A 15,833-nucleotide genomic window follows, 5' to 3' on the forward strand; every position below is an offset into this window, starting at 1 on the left:
GGACTTGCTTGCCGGTCTATCGTCCATGTCATATGTTCATGCCTTCCGGAACCGGCGGACGCGCATGCCGATCTTCGAGACGATCCTGGGCCTGCTTCTCGGCGCATCGCTGCTGTCGATGCTCGCGCAGCGGATCAACGTGCCTTATCCGACGCTCCTTGCCGTCGGTGGGGCACTGGTCGCGTTCCTTCCGGGGATGCCGCGCCTGGATCTCCCGCCCGAGTTGATCCTCGCGCTGTTCGTCGCACCCGTCCTGCTCGATGCGGCCCACGACGCGTCGTTACGTGACCTGCGTGAGAACTGGGCGCCGATCCTCTCGCTGGTCATGGTCGCGGTCGGCTTGACCACCGTCGCGGTCGCGTTCGCCGCCCGGTACTTCATTCCCGAGATGCCCTGGGCCGCCGCGGTCGCACTGGGTGCCCTGCTGGCGCCTCCGGACGCGGTGGCGGCCCTTGCCGTGTTGCGCCAGGTGGAACCGCCGCATCGCATCCGCAACATTCTCGAAGGCGAAAGTCTGCTCAACGATGCTTCGTCATTGCTGATGTACAAGCTGGCGATCGCCGCCGTCGCAGCGGGGAGTTTCAGCGTCGCCGAGGCGATTCCCGCCTTCGGGCTGGTCGTCGTCGGTAGTGTCGTCGCCGGATGGATCCTGGCGAAACTGACCGGCTTCCTCACGATGCGGATGACGGATGCGCCCGCCGCGATCATCGTGCAGTTCGTGACGACGTTCGGCGTGTGGCTGCTCGCCGAACACCTGGGCCTGTCCGGGGTCGTGGCGATCGTCGTATTCGGCATCACGGCGGCGCGCCGTTCCACCGATGCCATGTCTCCCACGGTGCGCATTCCCTCGTTCGCCACATGGGAATCGATCACCTTCGTGCTCAACGTGATGGCCTTCACGCTCATCGGCTTGCATGTGTTGCCGATTCTGGAAGGCCTCCGGGGTCACGACCAGATGGGCCAGTTGGGCGCCGCGTTCGCGATCCTCGCGGTGGTGGTCGTCGTGCGCCTGGCCTGGGTGCTGATCTATGGGTTCGCCCGTCGGCAGACGCAGCGCGCAGGGGAAGGTGGCGACCCGGTCGAAAGCCGCGTGCAGACTTTCAAGAGTGGCCTCATGGTGGGTTGGTCGGGCATGCGTGGCATCGTCACTCTGGCCGCGGCGCTGGCGATCCCCAGGGATTTTCCACAGCGTGATTTCATCCTGTTGACCGCGTTCACCGTGGTGTTGGGAACGCTCCTGGTGCAGGGCCTGACTTTACGGCCGTTGCTCCTGCTGTTGCGCCTGCCCAAGGATGGCAAGGTGGCGCGCGAGATCGCTCTCGCACGCGTCGCGACGCTCAAGGCGGCCATCGCGCATCTCGACAACGATCCCAGCGACGCCGCGCGGCGGCTTGGCCACGAATACCGGTCTGCGCTCGAAACGGTGGAGAGGGGCGGGGACCCACGCCGCTCCCGGGAGAACGTCCTGCGCCAGGGACTGATGCCATGTACGAGACAGGCACTCGATGAGTTGCGCGACAGCGGGCGCATCGGCGACGAAGCCTACCGCGCCGTCGAACAGGAACTCGACTGGCTGGAACTGAGTTCGCGTCCGGTCTAGCTGCCGAGTACACTTCGCGGATTCGTCTCCCCGGACTTCCCCTATGGCTTCCCGTTTCTTCAAGGCGGCGCTCGTCCTTGGCCTTTTGTCGGCCATCGGCCCGTTCGCGATCGACATGTACCTTCCGGCACTGCCGTCGATCGGCAAGAGCCTGAATGCCGACATCGGTACCGTCCAGCTCAGCCTGATGGTCTTCTTCATGTCCATGGGCGTGGGCCAGCTCGTCTATGGACCGTTGTCGGACATGTTCGGACGCAAGCGCCCGATCTATGTCGGCTTGTGCATTTTTGCGCTCGGCAGCATCGGTTGCGCGCTGGCGCCGGATATCCACACGCTGATCGTATGCCGCTTCATCCAGGGCCTGGGCGCTTGTGCCGGCATGGTTATTCCCCGGGCGATCGTGCGCGACATGCATACCGGCAATGATGCGGCGCGGCTGATGTCGTTGCTGATGCTGATCTTCAGCGTCTCGCCGATCCTGGCTCCGCTGACCGGCAGCCTGGTGATCGAGCTTGCCAGCTGGCGCGGCGTGTTCTGGGTCGTGACTGGTGCGGCCGTACTCGGCCTGATCATGGTCGCCACGGTGCTCAAGGAGACGCGGCCGGCCCATCTGCGCCTGGAGAGCACGGTCGGTTCCGCGCTGGCGGGATACGCCACGCTGCTGCGTGATCGTCATTTCCTCGGCGTCGTCTTCATCGGTTCGTTCGGCGTGTCGAGCTTCTTCGCCTATCTCGCCAACTCGTCCTTCGTGCTGATCAACCACTATGGCCTGACACCGACCCAGTACAGCCTGGCCTTTTCCGTGAACGCCGTGTCGTTCATCGGCGCTTCGCAGTTCACGGGCCGCCTGGGCAGCCGCTATGGCTTGAAGCGGGTAGTGAAGACGGCCGTGGTCGGTTACGCCGCGACGATGGTCCTGCTGGCCGCCATCACCGCGGCGGGCGTGGACAAACTCGCCGTGCTGATGGTGATGCTGGTGATCGGCTACGGCTTCCTCGGGCTGGTCATTCCCAGTTCGGCGGTCATCGCGTTGGAGGAACATGGCGCCATCGCAGGCACCGCGTCGGCCTTGATGGGCACCTTGCAGTTCGGCACGGGCTCCTTGGTGATCGCGCTGCTGGGGCGCTTCATTGATGGCACGTCGCTGCCGATGGTCGCCGGCATCGCCGCCTGTGCGGTGATTTCGTTTACGTTCGCGCGGGTGACCCTGCGTCACCGGCCGGTGGCGGCGGCGACCGCCGAGGGCTAGGCTTTCGCGCCACGTTTCGCGGTGGCTGGTCGCGAGGTGACCCGTGCGGGGGCACACGAGCCTCCGCTGCCCGCGCAGCAGTTCTCGGTCAGGTAATCGACCAGTTCGTTGATCGCGGATATCACCGGCGCGTAGTAGATGAAACGGCCGCTCTGGCGGCTGGTGACGAGGCCGGCGTGCAGCAGTTCCTTCAGGTGAAACGACAGCGTCGCGTTGGCCAGGCCCAGGCGCTCACCGATCGCGCCTACCGGCAGGCCTTCCGGGCCTTGCTCCACGAGCAAGCGGAAAATCGCCAGTCGCGATTCCTGGGCGAGTGCGGAAAGCACCTTGATGGTGTCGGCGGTTTTCATGGAAGAGAAGTGTAACAAAGCGGCGTCTTGCATCATGTCATGGACAACCGCAAAGCCAGGGCCGCGAGGGTGACCAGCAGGATCGGCAGCGTCAGCACGAAACCGACCTTGCAGTAGTAGCCCCAGGTGATCGTCATCCCCTTGCGGGCCAGCACGTGCAGCCAGAGCAGGGTGGCCAGCGAGCCGATCGGCGTGATCTTGGGCCCGAGGTCGCTGCCGATGACGTTCGCATAGATCATGGCTTCCCTGACCGCACCGGTCGCCGTGGTGCCGTCGATGGACAAGGCGCCTATCAACACGGTGGGCATGTTGTTCATGATCGACGACAGGATCGCGCTCAGGAAGCCGGTGCCGAGCGCCGCACCCCAGACACCCTGTTCGGCAAAGCGTTCGAGCAGGGCAGAGAGGTACTGCGTGAGGCCGGCGTTGCGCAATCCGTATACGACCAGGTACATCCCCAGGGAAAAAAGGACAATCTGCCAGGGCGCACCGTGTAGCACCTTCCGCGTATCGATGTGATGACCGCGGGCGGCCACGATGAACAGGACGAGCGCGCCGGCGGCGGCCACCGCGCTTACCGGAACGCCAAGCGGCTCCAGGCCGAAGAAGCCGACCAACAATAGGACCAGAACGGCCCAGCCCACATTGAAGGTCGCGCGATCACGGATCGCTTCGCGTGGCGCCTTGAGCAACGCGATGTCGTAGGTAGGCGGGATGTCGCGACGGAAGTACAGCAGCAGCGCGCCCAGCGTAGCCGCCACCGCGACCACGGTCACGGGAACCATGATGGAGGCATACGTATTGAAGCCGATCTTGAAGAAGTCGGCCGAGACGATGTTGACCAGGTTCGAGACCACGAGCGGAAGGCTCGCCATGTCCGCGATGAAACCCGCCGCCATCACGAAGGCGAGCGTCGCCGCGGGGCCGAACCCCAAGGCCACGAGCATCGCCATCACGATAGGCGTGAGGATGAGCGCGGCGCCGTCGTTGGCGAACAGCGCCGACACAGCCGCACCGAGAAGCACGATAAGCGCGAAGAGATATGGGCCACGGCCACCACCCCATCGGGCGACATGCAGTGCCGCCCATTCGAAGAAACCGGCCTCGTCCAACAGCAGACTGATGATGATGACGGCGATGAACGTCGCGGTGGCGTTCCAGACGATGTGCCAGACCACTGGAATGTCAGCGAGGTGTACCACGCCCAGGCACAGTGCGACGGCCGCTCCGGCGAGCGCACTCCAGCCGATGCCGAGCCCACGGGGCTGCCATATGACGAGGACGAGGGTGGCGGCGAAAAGGAGAAGCGCGAGGGCCATGCGGGTCTTTATTTTGTTTCTACGTTTCTAGAATGATAGAATCATCATGGTTACGCAACCCGTGGAGCTGCCGTGCACCCTGTCGATCTTCCTCACCTGACTGGCGACCTGCCGCATCCCGAGTGGGAGCGGCTCGCTGTCGAAGGCGATGGCGGCCATCCGCCACGAATCCTGCTTCTCTACGGGTCGTTGCGGCCGCAGTCCTTCAGCCGGAAGCTCGCCCTCGAAGCGGAGCGCATCCTTCGCCATCTTGGCGCCGAGACCCGCGTCTTCGATCCGGCGGAACTTCCGATCCTCGACAGCGCGCCCGCCACGCATCCGAAGGTGCAGGAATTGCGCGCCTTGTCGCTGTGGTCGGAAGGGCAGGTGTGGGTCAGCCCCGAGCGGCACGGCACGATGACCGGCGTCTTCAAGAATCAGATCGACTGGTTACCGCTGGAAGACGGCAGCGTACGTCCTACGCAGGGCCGCACCCTGGCGGTCATGCAGGTCTGTGGAGGGTCGCAGTCGTTCAACGTCGTGAATGCCCTTCGTGTGCTCGGGCGGTGGATGCGGATGGTCACCATCCCGAACCAGTCCTCGGTCGCGAAGGCCTGGACCGAGTTCGACGACGCGGGACGGATGAAACCGTCGCCGTTCTACGACCGCGTGGTCGACGTCATGGAGGAACTGATGAAATTCACGCTCCTGGTCCGCGGCCGCAGCGAGTATCTTGTCGATCGCTACAGCGAGCGCAAGGGCGCCGCCGCGGTCGCGCAAGCCATCGTTTCGAGGATCTGATCATGCACGCCACCATCTATCACAATCCCGCCTGCGGTACATCGCGTAATACGCTGGCGATCTTGCGCCATGCAGGTATCGAACCGACCGTCATCGAATACCTCAAGAATCCGCCGGACAGGGCCACGCTGTTGCGCCTGTTCGCCGATGCGGGGCTTGCGCCGCGAGAGGCGGCGAGGCAGAAGGGCACGCCGTTCGAGGAACTCGGGCTGGGTGATCCCACGGCGAGCGACGAGGCCATCGTCGATGCCATGCTCGTCCACCCGATCCTGATCAACCGGCCTTTCGTGGTGACGGAGCTCGGCACGCGCTTGTGCCGCCCATCCGAGGTGGTGCTGGAGATCATTCCACCGCTGGCGACGCCGTTCACCAAAGAGGATGGCGAAGTTATCGGCGTGTAGCAAAACCCACCGTATGCCGGTACCGGGTCGGAAGCGGACTGGTCCGCGATCCCGCGGCAGCGGCCAGGATTGGGGCAGCGGGGCAGGAGGAGGCAAGCATGTTTCGCCGACAGGGTCGGCTCCCACCAGGGCTGTCGGCTCCCACCGAGGTTGACGTGCGAATGCTCCGCCTGCGGATGACCGCAGGCGGAGACATACGAGCAGTTACTGAGCGATGTTCGCCTTGACGTGGTAGACGCGGCCGCCCCATCCGTCATTGGGGAACGAGTCCGACACCCTTAGGTACACGGGCTTCGAGCCATCGGCCGACGTGGCGAGGTATGGTGTCAGGTCGATGCCGCGGTCGGCCTTGTTCGAGCCATCGGTGATGGGGCGGTCTTCTTGCAACACCGTCGTCCAGTGCTCGTTGTCGCTGCTGACCTGCACCAGGAACTCGGCGTCGATGGTGAGGATCACCTGGGCCGAGGTGGTATCGGCGGGGAAGGGGAAGCGATAGGTGAAGTGTGCATTGCCGTCGGCGAAGCGGTTCTGCACGCCGTTGCTTTGCGAGCCACCGGCATCAAACAGCCACGGATTCTCGTCGACGGTGCCCGTGTCGAAGTCGATGGCGTGCGCGATCAGCACGTCGGCCTGGGTGCCGAAATGCAGGCCGGCCGCCATGACGTTGGCGGTAATCTTGTGATGACCGTCGGGTGCCGAGCTCGGCACCGTAATCCGCAACGCTCGGCTGGCTTCGACCGGGTTTGCGTTGCCGTGTGGCTGCAGTCGGACGAGAGTCCCCGACGGTGACGCGCTCCATCTGGCGGGCGCGTCGACGGAGACAAGGGTCGTGAGCGGGAAGAATCCCGTCGCCGACAGTCCGAGTTCGATGGGCAACGTCGTGGTACCCGAGGCGGCCGGCATGACGACCGGTTGCGCGGGCGAGAGGGTCGCGGCCAGCGAGGCGGAGGGCGTCGGCGTGGGGATGTCGCCGATTAGCGCACTGAGCGCGCTCGCCTGCGTGCGCCAATCGAAGACGTTGGGATGCGCGTCGCTGGTGGCGCCGGACCATCGGGTGCCCAGGCGGCCGGCGGCGTCGCGATCGTTGCTCCAGACGCTCTCGGCCTGCTGGTCGGCGAACGCGGCGTAGCGGGCATCGCGTGTCGTATCGACGAGGTCGCTCCAGTAGCGCATGAAGATGCCCTTGAACTGCTTGCCGTTGTCGTCACAGGTCTCGTCGGTGGCGTCACAGCGCTCCGTCAGGATGCCGTCGACAACCAGCGCATCGGGACCGATGGCGGCATCCGCCAGCCGGCGCACGCTGGCGAGGATCTGTGGATCCTTCGTGGCGCGCCACAATTCCAGGCCCGCACCGATGGCAAGACCCTGGTTGTAGCTCCACACGGTCTGGCCGTTGTTGGTGCAGGCGTTGGTCAGGCCGTCGTTGACGAGGCCGTCGGCATTGACCATGCCGCTGCCCTGGAACCAGGCCCAGGCGGCACGCGACCGCGCCAGCCACGCCGTATCGCCGGGGATGCGGTTATGCAATTCGGCGGTGAGCCGGATCCACAACCCGTTGGTGACGGCGTTCTTGTAGGTCCGCTCGCCATCCCACCAGACGCCGCCGCCACACGTGCTGGTGTCCCAATAGCCATCGACGTAGTTGGCGATAGTGACCGCCATGTCCAGGTATTTCGGGTCGCCGGTCAGGTCATAGGCCTGCAGCCAGGTCAGGCCCCACCACTCGGAGTCGTCGATGGCACGGCTGGTGAAGTTGCCCAATAGCGGATCGCCCGACAGGACGCCGGCCGGGAACACGCCCTTGTCTTTCTCGAAGGTGTTGTCCAACTGGCCGATGTAGCGGCGGTCTCCCGTGCGCTGCATGTAGTCGCCGATGGTCTGCAAGGCCACCGCCGAGTTCCACCAGCTGGACGGAAACCATGCCTTTCCTGGCTCGTACGAGCCCATCAGCACGTCGGCGGCCACCCGCGCGCGGGCGACGGCCGTGGAGCCGTCGGCTCGCGCGTTTGCGGGTGCCGCTGTCAAGGTCGTGGCAGACGACGCGGCCATGGCCGTAAAGGCGGCTACGGCCAGCAAGGTCCGGATATGTATACGTATGGCGTCGATCACCGATGTCATGGTCGGAAGCGCTCCTCGTGGTTACCCCTGACGGGAGTGTTACAGAGTGGCTTCTTCGAAATTGATAACCAGGTCAAGCGAAATGCGTCATGACCAGGCGAGGGGAGAGGAGGTCGTAGCGAACCTGGAGGCAGGTGCCCGCTGGCAGCGCCGGGGCGAGCGTGGTCCTGAGCATGAGCCGGACGGTACGCGCGGCGGTGTCGACGTACTGGACGATGGCGGCATCGAAGTCGAAGAAGGCGCCGACCCGCGGGAACAGCGCCTTGTAAAGGGACTCCTTGGCCGAGAACGCGATCGTCAGGCCGAGCAAGGGGTCGTCCCCGAACAGGGCATCGAGCACGGCTTGCTCGGCCGCGTCGACCACCGGGCCTCGCAAGGCGGCCGCGGCGTCGCCGCTGACGACATGTTCGATGTCCAGTCCCAGGCCGGGCGCCGCATCGGAGGAGGCGACCACGGCACCCGCGATGCCGGCGGTGTGCGAGATGCTGCCGGTGGTGGCGGCCGGCCATAGGGGTTCGCGCCGGTCGCCTAGCCCGACCGCGGTGTCGCCATCGATGCCCAGGCTGCGCAGGGCGAGCCTGGCGGCCAGCCGGCCGTGGAAAAAATCGGCTTGCCGTTTCACGACACTGCGTGCGACGGAGTCGGGCATGGCGATGCCATTCTCGGTGAAAAGACTGGGGTGGAACGCGGCCGCGTCGAAGTGAAGCAAGATGCCGTGGGCCGTGCTCCCCGAGGCCAATGGCAGCGTGAAGCGCTCACCCACGCACAAGGCCGCATGCGCGGGCGATGCGGAAAACACGGGACCCAAGGGCGTCAGCGGCAGCATGGCGTTCCTATGATGTCACGCCGGCACGGATAGTCCACAGGCCATGGGATCGTCCCGCCATGACCTATGACACCGTTGACGGCGGCACGATCAAGCTTCTATCTAGTCGAACCTGGGTGGATGTGGGGAAGGGCGATGCGTCTTGGAAAATGGCTGGCGGCGGCGACCATCGCCTGTTGGATTTTGTCGATGCCATGGGCGGCCGGCGCACAGACACCTCGGCCTTCGCCACCGGACATGTCCGCCCTGGACGTCATGGTGACGAAACGCATGGCCGACTCGGGCATGGTCGGCGTGGCGGCGGCGATCATCATCGACAAGAAGCTGGTATGGATGAAGGGCTATGGCTATGCCGACCGGGAGCGGGGGACACCCTTTACGCCCGCCACCGTGATGAACATCGGTTCCATCAGCAAGACGGTCACGGGCACCGCCATGATGCTCGCGGTGGAAGAGGGGAAGCTCTCGCTGGACGAGGACATCAATGCCTACCTCCCGTTCAGGGTCGTCAATCCGTACTTCCCGACGGTACCCATTACGCTACGGCAACTCGCGACGCATACCTCGTCCATCAGCGATCGGTGGGCCGTGTACAAGGACACGTATCACTACGGCGGCGATTCCCCGGTAAAACTAGGTGATTTCCTGAAGAACTACTTCGACAAGCGCGGCGCGGATTACGCGGAAGACAACTTCGTCAAACACAAGCCAGGTACCTATAGGGAATATTCGAATATCGGCGCGGGCCTGGCTGGATTCATCGTCGAACGAGCGGTGGGTGAGCCGCTCAACACGTATACGCGGCGCCGCATCTTCGCGCCGTTGAAAATGGACGACACCGCGTGGTTCCTCTCGGAGGTGAAGCCGTCGAAACACGCACGTCTCTACGTCTCCCAGATGGACCTCGCTATCCCTATCGAGCCCTACGGTGGGACCACCTACCCCGACGGAGGCGTCCGAACATCGGTTGCCGACCTGTCGAAATTCTTCGTCATGATCCTGGATAACGGAAAACTGGACGACGTGCGCGTGCTCAGAGAGGGCTCCGTCCAGGCCATGCGAACCTTGCAGTTCAACGCATCGAACAAGCCCGATAACGTGAAGCTGGACGAGAAGAATGCCGGGCTGTTCTGGGAGTCGAAGTTCAACATGACCCGTATCGGCCATGGAGGTACCGATCCGGGGCTGAAGACCGACATGCTGGCCAGTCTCTCCGGCGACATCGGTGTCGTGCTGTTCACCAATACGTCGTTGGAAAACGAAGGGATGAAGAATTACGCCGCCTTGTTCGAAGACCTCTGGAAGCACGCCGAGACGGTGAAGCGCGCCGGGGCCGACCTTTGATGTAAGCCGGAATGGCCTCCGATGTACCGGAGGTGTCGGCGATGGGGTCCATGTCACGCGGACGTAACCGCCAACGTGCCCAAGATGCGTTTTGACGGAGATCTGCATGCACGCATCGAATTTGGCCTATACGCCGCTGGATTCCACGCAAGTCACGGTGTCCAATCCGGGCGACATTCGTTTCTGGACGCGTAACTTCGGGGTCTCCGAGGAGCGTTTGCGCGCTGCGGTCGTGCTTGTGGGTAGCTTGTCGAGCGATGTTCGGGCTGAACTTCGCCGTAAGCGGTTGATCAGCGAGACGCTAAAGACGCTGCGGGTATTCGTCTTCTATCCGTCGATCAATCATCGGAACTGGTGGGTCCTGTTACCCGGGGCGGCGCAGGAGACCTTCGCATCCGAGGGTGCCGCCGTGCAATTCGCACTGGAACGAGCGCGAGATCTTCGAGGATCGGGACGTGCCGTCGAAGTCGTCCAGGAAAAGATCACCGGAACCTGGATGCGGGTCGTCGGCTGAGCTGGCAACGACACGTATCGGTGCGTTCAATGTGACGATATATATACCGACGGCACCGGTGGCGCCGGCATGGCGAAGCTCCGCTTCATCCGTTCCACTTCCTCGACGGGCGGCCTTCCGAACAGCCGCTTGAATTCGCGGCTGAACTGCGACGCGCTTTCGTAACCGACGGCGGCCGCGGCCGCCGCCGCCGTCGCGTGCTCGCGAAGCATCAGCAGGCGTGCCTGATGCAGTCGCGTGGACTGCACATAGCGCATCGGCGAGGTGCCCGTCATGGCGCGGAAATGCGCATGGAAGGTTGGCGTGCTCATCGCGGCCTCGCTTGCGAGTTCGTCGACGCCGAGCGGATCGGCATAGCGGCTGTGGATGGTACGAATCGCGCGGGCGACCATGCCGAACTTGCCTTGCTGGGTCAGCGCGGCGCGCAACGAGCCGCCTTGCGCACCGGAAAGGACGCGGTAGTAGATCTCGCGTATCAACGCGGGGCCCAGCACTTCGCTGTCCGGCGGGTTCGCCAACGCTTCGAGAAGACGCAGGACGGACGTCGCAAGGGGCTTCTCCATGGGAGAGGCATACAAGCCCTTGGGAGCCGCCACCGACGTACCCTGCAACTCGTCGAGCCGCATGCAAACCTCCGCGGCCATGGCGTGGTCCAGGCGAAAGTAGATGGCGAGTAGTGGCTCATCGGCCGAGGCGTCCGTTTCCATCGTGAAGGGCACGGGCACCGATACGACGAGGTAATGCTGATCGTCGTAGACGAACACCTCGTCACCCAGAAGGCCGCGTTTGCGTCCCTGCACCACGACGACGATGCCCGGCTCGTAGAGGACCGGTGTCTGGCTCAACGGCCGGTCGGATCGCAGAAGGCGCACGTCCGGTAGCGTGGTCAGCGAGTAGCCCTCGTCCGGCGCGAGGTCGCGGAGGAGGGCGATCATGCGATGGCGTAGTGGCGTATCCATGCCCACACTCTCCGGCTTACGGGACCTTGCCGCAAGCGCTGTTCATAGGATCAGGCAATGACTCCATAGGCCACGCCATGGGGACAACGGACGGGAGGCCTACCATGGGCTGCGTTCCTGACCAGGAGATCATCATGACAAGCAAGACCTTCTTCATCACCGGCGTCAGCAGCGGCTTCGGACTGGCCCTGTCCCGCGAAGCGCTGGCTGCCGGCCACACGGTGATCGGCACCGTGCGCAACGAGGAGGCTCGCGGCGCCTTCGAGGCCCTGGACGATGGCCGTGCCCATGCCGTCGTCCTCGACGTGACCGATATCGATGCCATACCCGGCGTGGTTACCGATGCGGAATCGCGTTTCGGTGAGGTCGATGTTCTCGTCAACAACGCGGGCTATGGCCACGAAGGCATCTTCGAGGAATCGCCGCTTCACGAGATGCGTCGCCAGTTCGAAGTGAACGTGTTCGGTGCCGTGGCGGTGACTCACGCGTTCGTACCGCGTTTCCGCGAGCGCCGCCGTGGACACATCGTCAACATCACCTCGATGGGCGGCTTCATCACCTTGCCGGGCATCTCGTATTACTGCGGAAGCAAGTTCGCGCTCGAAGGCGTCAGCGAAGTGCTGGGCAAGGAACTGCGTCCGTTCGGCGTGCACGTGACCGCCGTGGCGCCGGGCAGCTTCAGGACGGACTGGGCCGGGCGCTCCATGCAGCGTTCGCCGCGCAGCATCCCGGATTACGACGCATTGTTCGACCCCATCCGCCAGGCCCGGCAGGACAAGAGCGGCAAGCAGCTCGGCGATCCCGCCAAGGCGGCGAAGGCCATCCTGACCGTGGTCAGCCTGCCCGCGCCGCCCGCGCACCTCTTGCTCGGCAGCGACGCATTGTCGCTCGTGCGCGAAAAGCTCGCGGCGATGACGGCGGAAATCGGCCGGTGGGAAGACCTTACGCGATCCACGGACGGGTGACGGAAGGGGCCAGGAATCCCTTTTGTGCGCAAGAACTTGCGAGATTTACGTAACGCGCATGTAACCGTTGTGTAAACGTTTACTCGATGCTAGAAGGTGAGGCGTCGGCTCTTCCTGGCCGGGCGTTCCCATCCATTCGCATTCCCGGTCCATGGGAGGTTCCCGTGCGCCTGGCCGTGCCGCATCTCGAGTCCTTGCCATGTCGACACTGCATTATTCCCGGCGTCTTCCCCTCCGCACGTTGAGCGTGGCGCTGGCGCTAGCTTGCGCCCCGGCGGCCTTCGCCCAGTCGACCACCGGAAGCCTTTTCGGTGAGGTACCGGTGGCCGCCGGCACCACGGTCCGGGTGGAAAACCAGAGCGGTGTCAGCCGCGATCTCCCGGTGGACGCGAGTGGTCACTACCGCTCCCCCGCGCTGCCTATCGGGGATTACACGGTGACGTTGTTGCAGAACGGTTCGGCGGTCGAGACGAGGCAAAACGTGGCCGTGCGCGTGGGCAACGCCAGCGAGGTTTCGTTCTCGACGGCTGCGCCGCAGGCGACGAAACTGGACGGCGTGCAGGTGTCAGCCAACACGACGCCGCCGATCGACGTGGCCAGCGTCGATTCACGCACGGTGATCGACGCGCAGCAGTTGTCCAAGCTGCCGCTGGGGCGCACGGCGGAGCAGATCGCCCAGCTCGCCCCAGGTGTCGTCCCGAACAACGGCGGCTTCACCAGCGACACCGGTAAGTCGCTGGTGAGCTTCGGTGGCTCGTCCGCGAACGCCAACGCGTACTACATCAACGGCTTCAACACCACCGATCCCCTGCAGGCCCTGGGTGGCATCACGCTGCCGTACGGAGCGATCGACCAGGAAGAGGTCTATACCGGTGGATACAGTGCCCAGTACGGCCGCTCCGACGGTGGCGTGATCAACGCGGTGGGCAAGCGCGGTACCAATACCTGGCATTACGGCGTGCAGTTCCTGTGGGAGCCGCAGTTCGCACGGGCGAAGGGCGCCAACGATTACTACGCCAGCGGGGTGCCGCAGTCGGCCAAGGCCGGCAACTTGTATGCGTACAACCGCGGCAATCGCGATACGGGAAGCACGGCGTCGGTGTATGCCGGTGGCCCGCTGATCAAGGACAAGCTGTACGTCTTCGTGGCGGCGGAAGTGGAGCGTCACGACACGCAGGCGATCGCGAACGAAGAGGCCAGCAACTCGTTCGAGAAATCGCGCAGCACCATGCCGCGCTGGTATACCAAGCTCGACTGGAACATCACCGACAGCAACATCCTCGAGCTCACCGGCGCCTCCGACAAGACCGAGACCAACGGCTCGTATTACGATTATGATTATGTCGCGAAGCAGCGTGGCGGCTTCGTCAACGACGCCGATCGACAGAAGAACGGCGGCGACCTGTGGAGCGGCAAGTTCACCAGCTATATCACCGATGCGCTGACACTTACCGCCGAGTACGGCAAGATGCATACGCGGTCGTACCAGGCGCCGGCGAACTACAACGGCAGTCTCACGTACATCGACGGTGACGTGAACCAGAACCCCGCACTGAACGGTGGGGTGCCCATCGGCAACGCGCAGACCACCGACGGCCTGAGCGACCCGAACCGCGGCAACTTCACCACCAATACGCGGCTGGACCTCGCTTACGCCATCGGCTCGCACACGATCAGCGTCGGTATCGACAACCTGACGGCCAAGGCCTCCGACCAGGGTAGTGAGTCCTCGGGACCGGGTTATACGTGGTCGTACAGCCAGTCGTTGCCGGACGTGCCCATCAACTCCGACCTCGGCGTGGGCGCCACGGGTGATTTCCCGAATGGCGCGGAAGGCTATTTCGTCCAGAAGAACACCTATAGCCAGATCGCCACCGTCCGTTCGACGCAGCGTGCGCAGTACATCGAAGACAAGTGGCAGGTGAACGATCGCCTGCTGTTGCAGCTGGGCCTGCGCAACGACCAGTTCACCAACTACGATTCGGCCAGCCAGGCCTATATCACACAGACCAAGCCGCAGTGGGCGCCTCGCCTGGGTTTCAGCTGGGACGTCCTCGGCGACGCCAGCTTCAAGGTCTACGGCAATGCCGGCCGCTATTACCTGGGCCTGCCGTTGAATCCCGCACTCAATTCCGCGGCGGCCACGACCAACACCGTCCAGTACTACACATACAGCGGTATCGCGAGCGACGGTACGCCGACCGGCCTCACCGCGATGTCCGGCCCCGTCTCGGGGCTGAACCTCTACGGCCAGCAGCCCGACCCGAAGATGACCACCGCCAAGGGACTCACGGCCGAGAAACAGGACGAGTACATCCTCGGCTTCACGAAGACAGCGGGCCCGTCGTGGGTCTATGGCGCGAAGCTGATGTACCGCAGCCTGCGCAACGCGATCGACGACTACTGCGACCGCGACGCGGTGCTGGCCAAGGCCGCTTCGCTCGGCTACGACGCCTCCACCAGCAACAGTTGCTTCCTGATCAATCCCGGCCGCGCCAACACCTTCACGCTGGTGGATGCGAGCGGGAATTACGTGGAAGTGCCGATGAGCAATGCGGACCTCGGCTTCCCGAAGCTCAAGCGGCAGTACTACAGCCTGGAAACGCTGCTCGAGCATCCGTTCGACGGCCGCTGGTATGCCAAGTTCGACTACGTGTTCTCGCGCAGCTACGGCAATACCGAGGGACAGCTTCGGTCCGACGTGAGCCAGGCGAACGCGTCCACCAGCTACGACTGGGATGGCGCGTCGATCATGCAGTTCGCCAACGGACCGCAGAACAACGATCACACGCACCAGATCAAGCTCTACGGTTATTACCAGATCGATCCGGAGTGGCTGGTGTCCGCGAACCTGGCGATCATCTCCGGCAGCCCAAAGCATTGCCTGGGCTTCTATGGCGCCGAGGGTACCGATCCGCTGTCGTACGGCAGTCTCTACCACTTCTGCAATGGCGAGCCGTCGGCGCCGGGCAAGCAGGGCAGGCTGCCGTGGACACGTCAGTTGGACATCGGTGCCACATACAGCCCGACCTTCGCCGATCACAAGCTCAGCTTCAGCGTGAACATCTTCAACCTGACCAACGAGCAGCGCCCCTTGCAGCTGTCGCCGTACAGCGAACTTAGCCCGCAGTTGATCAATCCGCTGTACCGCACGGTGACGATCCGCCAGCAGCCGCGTTATGCGCGGTTGTCGGTCAGTTATGACTTTTAAGTGGTTTGACGTAAGGCCCGTTCCAATCGGCGTCGAAGATTCTGCCGAGTGGACGGGTCAGTGGACCGTGGATAAAGAGCGAAGCGTCTACCGCACTCTCGAAATAGCTCCAGCTCCAGTTTCCCGTACCGACAAACGCGAGTTCGTCGTCGACCATCACGTACTTCGCATGCTCCACACGGGCATAGGGAATCGGT

Annotated in this window: 14 protein-coding genes; 8 read left to right on the forward strand and 6 right to left on the reverse strand. The window is 64.0% G+C overall.

Annotation, left to right across the window (positions count from 1 at the left end; translation table 11 throughout):
- Positions 1-64 precede the first annotated feature (64 nt).
- Both QFZ41_RS18860 and QFZ41_RS18865 read left to right on the forward strand, forming a co-directional pair.
- The gene (locus tag QFZ41_RS18860) at positions 65-1,600 is read left to right on the forward strand and encodes a cation:proton antiporter (RefSeq protein ID WP_429200140.1); all 1,536 of its coding nucleotides are present in this window, start codon (positions 65-67) and stop codon (positions 1,598-1,600) included.
- 43 nt (positions 1,601-1,643) lie between these two features.
- A complete protein-coding gene (locus QFZ41_RS18865; RefSeq protein WP_429200141.1) occupies positions 1,644-2,849 on the forward strand; it encodes a multidrug effflux MFS transporter in 1,206 nt (401 codons plus the stop codon).
- On the opposite strand, the gene QFZ41_RS18870 is transcribed toward QFZ41_RS18865, so the two are convergent.
- Positions 2,846-3,199, reverse strand: coding sequence for an ArsR/SmtB family transcription factor (locus QFZ41_RS18870; protein WP_429200142.1), 354 nt, complete (start codon positions 3,197-3,199; stop codon positions 2,846-2,848). The two genes, QFZ41_RS18865 and QFZ41_RS18870, sit on opposite strands and share 4 nt — an antisense overlap.
- A 32-nt stretch (positions 3,200-3,231) precedes the next feature.
- On the reverse strand, positions 3,232-4,518 hold the full coding sequence (locus tag QFZ41_RS18875; RefSeq protein ID WP_429200143.1) for an arsenic transporter: 1,287 nt from the start codon (positions 4,516-4,518) through the stop codon (positions 3,232-3,234).
- A gap of 72 nt (positions 4,519-4,590) precedes the next feature.
- Here QFZ41_RS18875 and arsH point away from each other — a divergent pair, with 72 nt between their 5' ends.
- Both arsH and arsC read left to right on the forward strand, forming a co-directional pair.
- Entirely contained in the window at positions 4,591-5,298 is a 708-nt protein-coding gene (gene arsH / locus QFZ41_RS18880) for an arsenical resistance protein ArsH (RefSeq protein ID WP_429200144.1), read from the forward strand.
- A 2-nt stretch (positions 5,299-5,300) separates the two neighbouring features.
- Complete coding sequence (gene arsC / locus QFZ41_RS18885) at positions 5,301-5,699, forward strand: arsenate reductase (glutaredoxin) (RefSeq protein WP_429200145.1); 399 nt, start codon at positions 5,301-5,303, stop codon at positions 5,697-5,699.
- A gap of 204 nt (positions 5,700-5,903) precedes the next feature.
- Here arsC and QFZ41_RS18890 read toward each other — a convergent pair whose 3' ends face one another.
- Together QFZ41_RS18890 and QFZ41_RS18895 are read right to left on the reverse strand one after the other, a co-directional pair.
- Positions 5,904-7,817, reverse strand: a complete 1,914-nt coding sequence (locus QFZ41_RS18890; protein ID WP_429200146.1) for a glycoside hydrolase family 76 protein — start codon at positions 7,815-7,817, stop codon at positions 5,904-5,906.
- A 73-nt stretch (positions 7,818-7,890) separates the two neighbouring features.
- On the reverse strand, positions 7,891-8,643 hold the full coding sequence (locus QFZ41_RS18895) for a 4'-phosphopantetheinyl transferase family protein (RefSeq protein ID WP_429200147.1): 753 nt from the start codon (positions 8,641-8,643) through the stop codon (positions 7,891-7,893).
- 237 nt (positions 8,644-8,880) lie between these two features.
- Here QFZ41_RS18895 and QFZ41_RS18900 point away from each other — a divergent pair, with 237 nt between their 5' ends.
- Positions 8,881-9,987, forward strand: a complete 1,107-nt coding sequence (locus QFZ41_RS18900) for a serine hydrolase domain-containing protein (protein WP_429200148.1) — start codon at positions 8,881-8,883, stop codon at positions 9,985-9,987.
- 106 nt (positions 9,988-10,093) lie between these two features.
- Positions 10,094-10,501: a DUF3606 domain-containing protein gene (locus QFZ41_RS18905; RefSeq protein WP_429200149.1), complete on the forward strand. Its 408-nt coding sequence runs from the start codon at positions 10,094-10,096 to the stop codon at positions 10,499-10,501.
- Positions 10,502-10,527: 26 nt separating this feature from the next.
- Here the strand turns inward: QFZ41_RS18905 and QFZ41_RS18910 are convergent, their stop codons facing one another.
- The gene (locus QFZ41_RS18910) at positions 10,528-11,460 is read right to left on the reverse strand and encodes an AraC family transcriptional regulator N-terminal domain-containing protein (protein ID WP_429200150.1); all 933 of its coding nucleotides are present in this window, start codon (positions 11,458-11,460) and stop codon (positions 10,528-10,530) included.
- Between the two features lie 134 nt (positions 11,461-11,594).
- Between QFZ41_RS18910 and QFZ41_RS18915 the strand changes: the two genes are divergently transcribed.
- Together QFZ41_RS18915 and QFZ41_RS18920 are read left to right on the forward strand one after the other, a co-directional pair.
- On the forward strand, positions 11,595-12,425 hold the full coding sequence (locus QFZ41_RS18915; RefSeq protein ID WP_429200151.1) for an oxidoreductase: 831 nt from the start codon (positions 11,595-11,597) through the stop codon (positions 12,423-12,425).
- 199 nt (positions 12,426-12,624) lie between these two features.
- Entirely contained in the window at positions 12,625-15,636 is a 3,012-nt protein-coding gene (locus QFZ41_RS18920) for a TonB-dependent receptor (RefSeq protein WP_429200152.1), read from the forward strand.
- On the opposite strand, the gene QFZ41_RS18925 is transcribed toward QFZ41_RS18920, so the two are convergent.
- The coding region (locus QFZ41_RS18925) for a phospholipase D-like domain-containing protein (protein ID WP_429200153.1) at positions 15,620-15,833 on the reverse strand (214 nt) is incomplete at its 5' end. The genes QFZ41_RS18920 and QFZ41_RS18925 overlap by 17 nt on opposite strands.

Origin of the sequence: Luteibacter sp. W1I16, assembly GCF_050434905.1 — a bacterium.
Classification (GTDB): Bacteria; Pseudomonadota; Gammaproteobacteria; order Xanthomonadales; family Rhodanobacteraceae; genus Luteibacter.

What these genes read in the sequence shown, in the direction of transcription:
- QFZ41_RS18915 (WP_429200151.1), top strand. Translation starts at nt 11,595, where the DNA reads ATGACAAGCAAGACCTTCTTCATCACCGGCGTCAGCAGCGGCTTCGGA.
- QFZ41_RS18910 (WP_429200150.1), bottom strand. Translation starts at nt 11,460, where the DNA reads ATGGATACGCCACTACGCCATCGCATGATCGCCCTCCTCCGCGACCTC.
- QFZ41_RS18865 (WP_429200141.1), top strand. Translation starts at nt 1,644, where the DNA reads ATGGCTTCCCGTTTCTTCAAGGCGGCGCTCGTCCTTGGCCTTTTGTCG.
- QFZ41_RS18895 (WP_429200147.1), bottom strand. Translation starts at nt 8,643, where the DNA reads ATGCTGCCGCTGACGCCCTTGGGTCCCGTGTTTTCCGCATCGCCCGCG.
- QFZ41_RS18900 (WP_429200148.1), top strand. Translation starts at nt 8,881, where the DNA reads ATGTCCGCCCTGGACGTCATGGTGACGAAACGCATGGCCGACTCGGGC.
- QFZ41_RS18905 (WP_429200149.1), top strand. Translation starts at nt 10,094, where the DNA reads ATGCACGCATCGAATTTGGCCTATACGCCGCTGGATTCCACGCAAGTC.
- QFZ41_RS18875 (WP_429200143.1), bottom strand. Translation starts at nt 4,518, where the DNA reads ATGGCCCTCGCGCTTCTCCTTTTCGCCGCCACCCTCGTCCTCGTCATA.
- QFZ41_RS18920 (WP_429200152.1), top strand. Translation starts at nt 12,625, where the DNA reads ATGTCGACACTGCATTATTCCCGGCGTCTTCCCCTCCGCACGTTGAGC.
- arsC (WP_429200145.1), top strand. Translation starts at nt 5,301, where the DNA reads ATGCACGCCACCATCTATCACAATCCCGCCTGCGGTACATCGCGTAAT.
- QFZ41_RS18870 (WP_429200142.1), bottom strand. Translation starts at nt 3,199, where the DNA reads ATGAAAACCGCCGACACCATCAAGGTGCTTTCCGCACTCGCCCAGGAA.
- QFZ41_RS18890 (WP_429200146.1), bottom strand. Translation starts at nt 7,817, where the DNA reads ATGACATCGGTGATCGACGCCATACGTATACATATCCGGACCTTGCTG.
- QFZ41_RS18860 (WP_429200140.1), top strand. Translation starts at nt 65, where the DNA reads ATGCCGATCTTCGAGACGATCCTGGGCCTGCTTCTCGGCGCATCGCTG.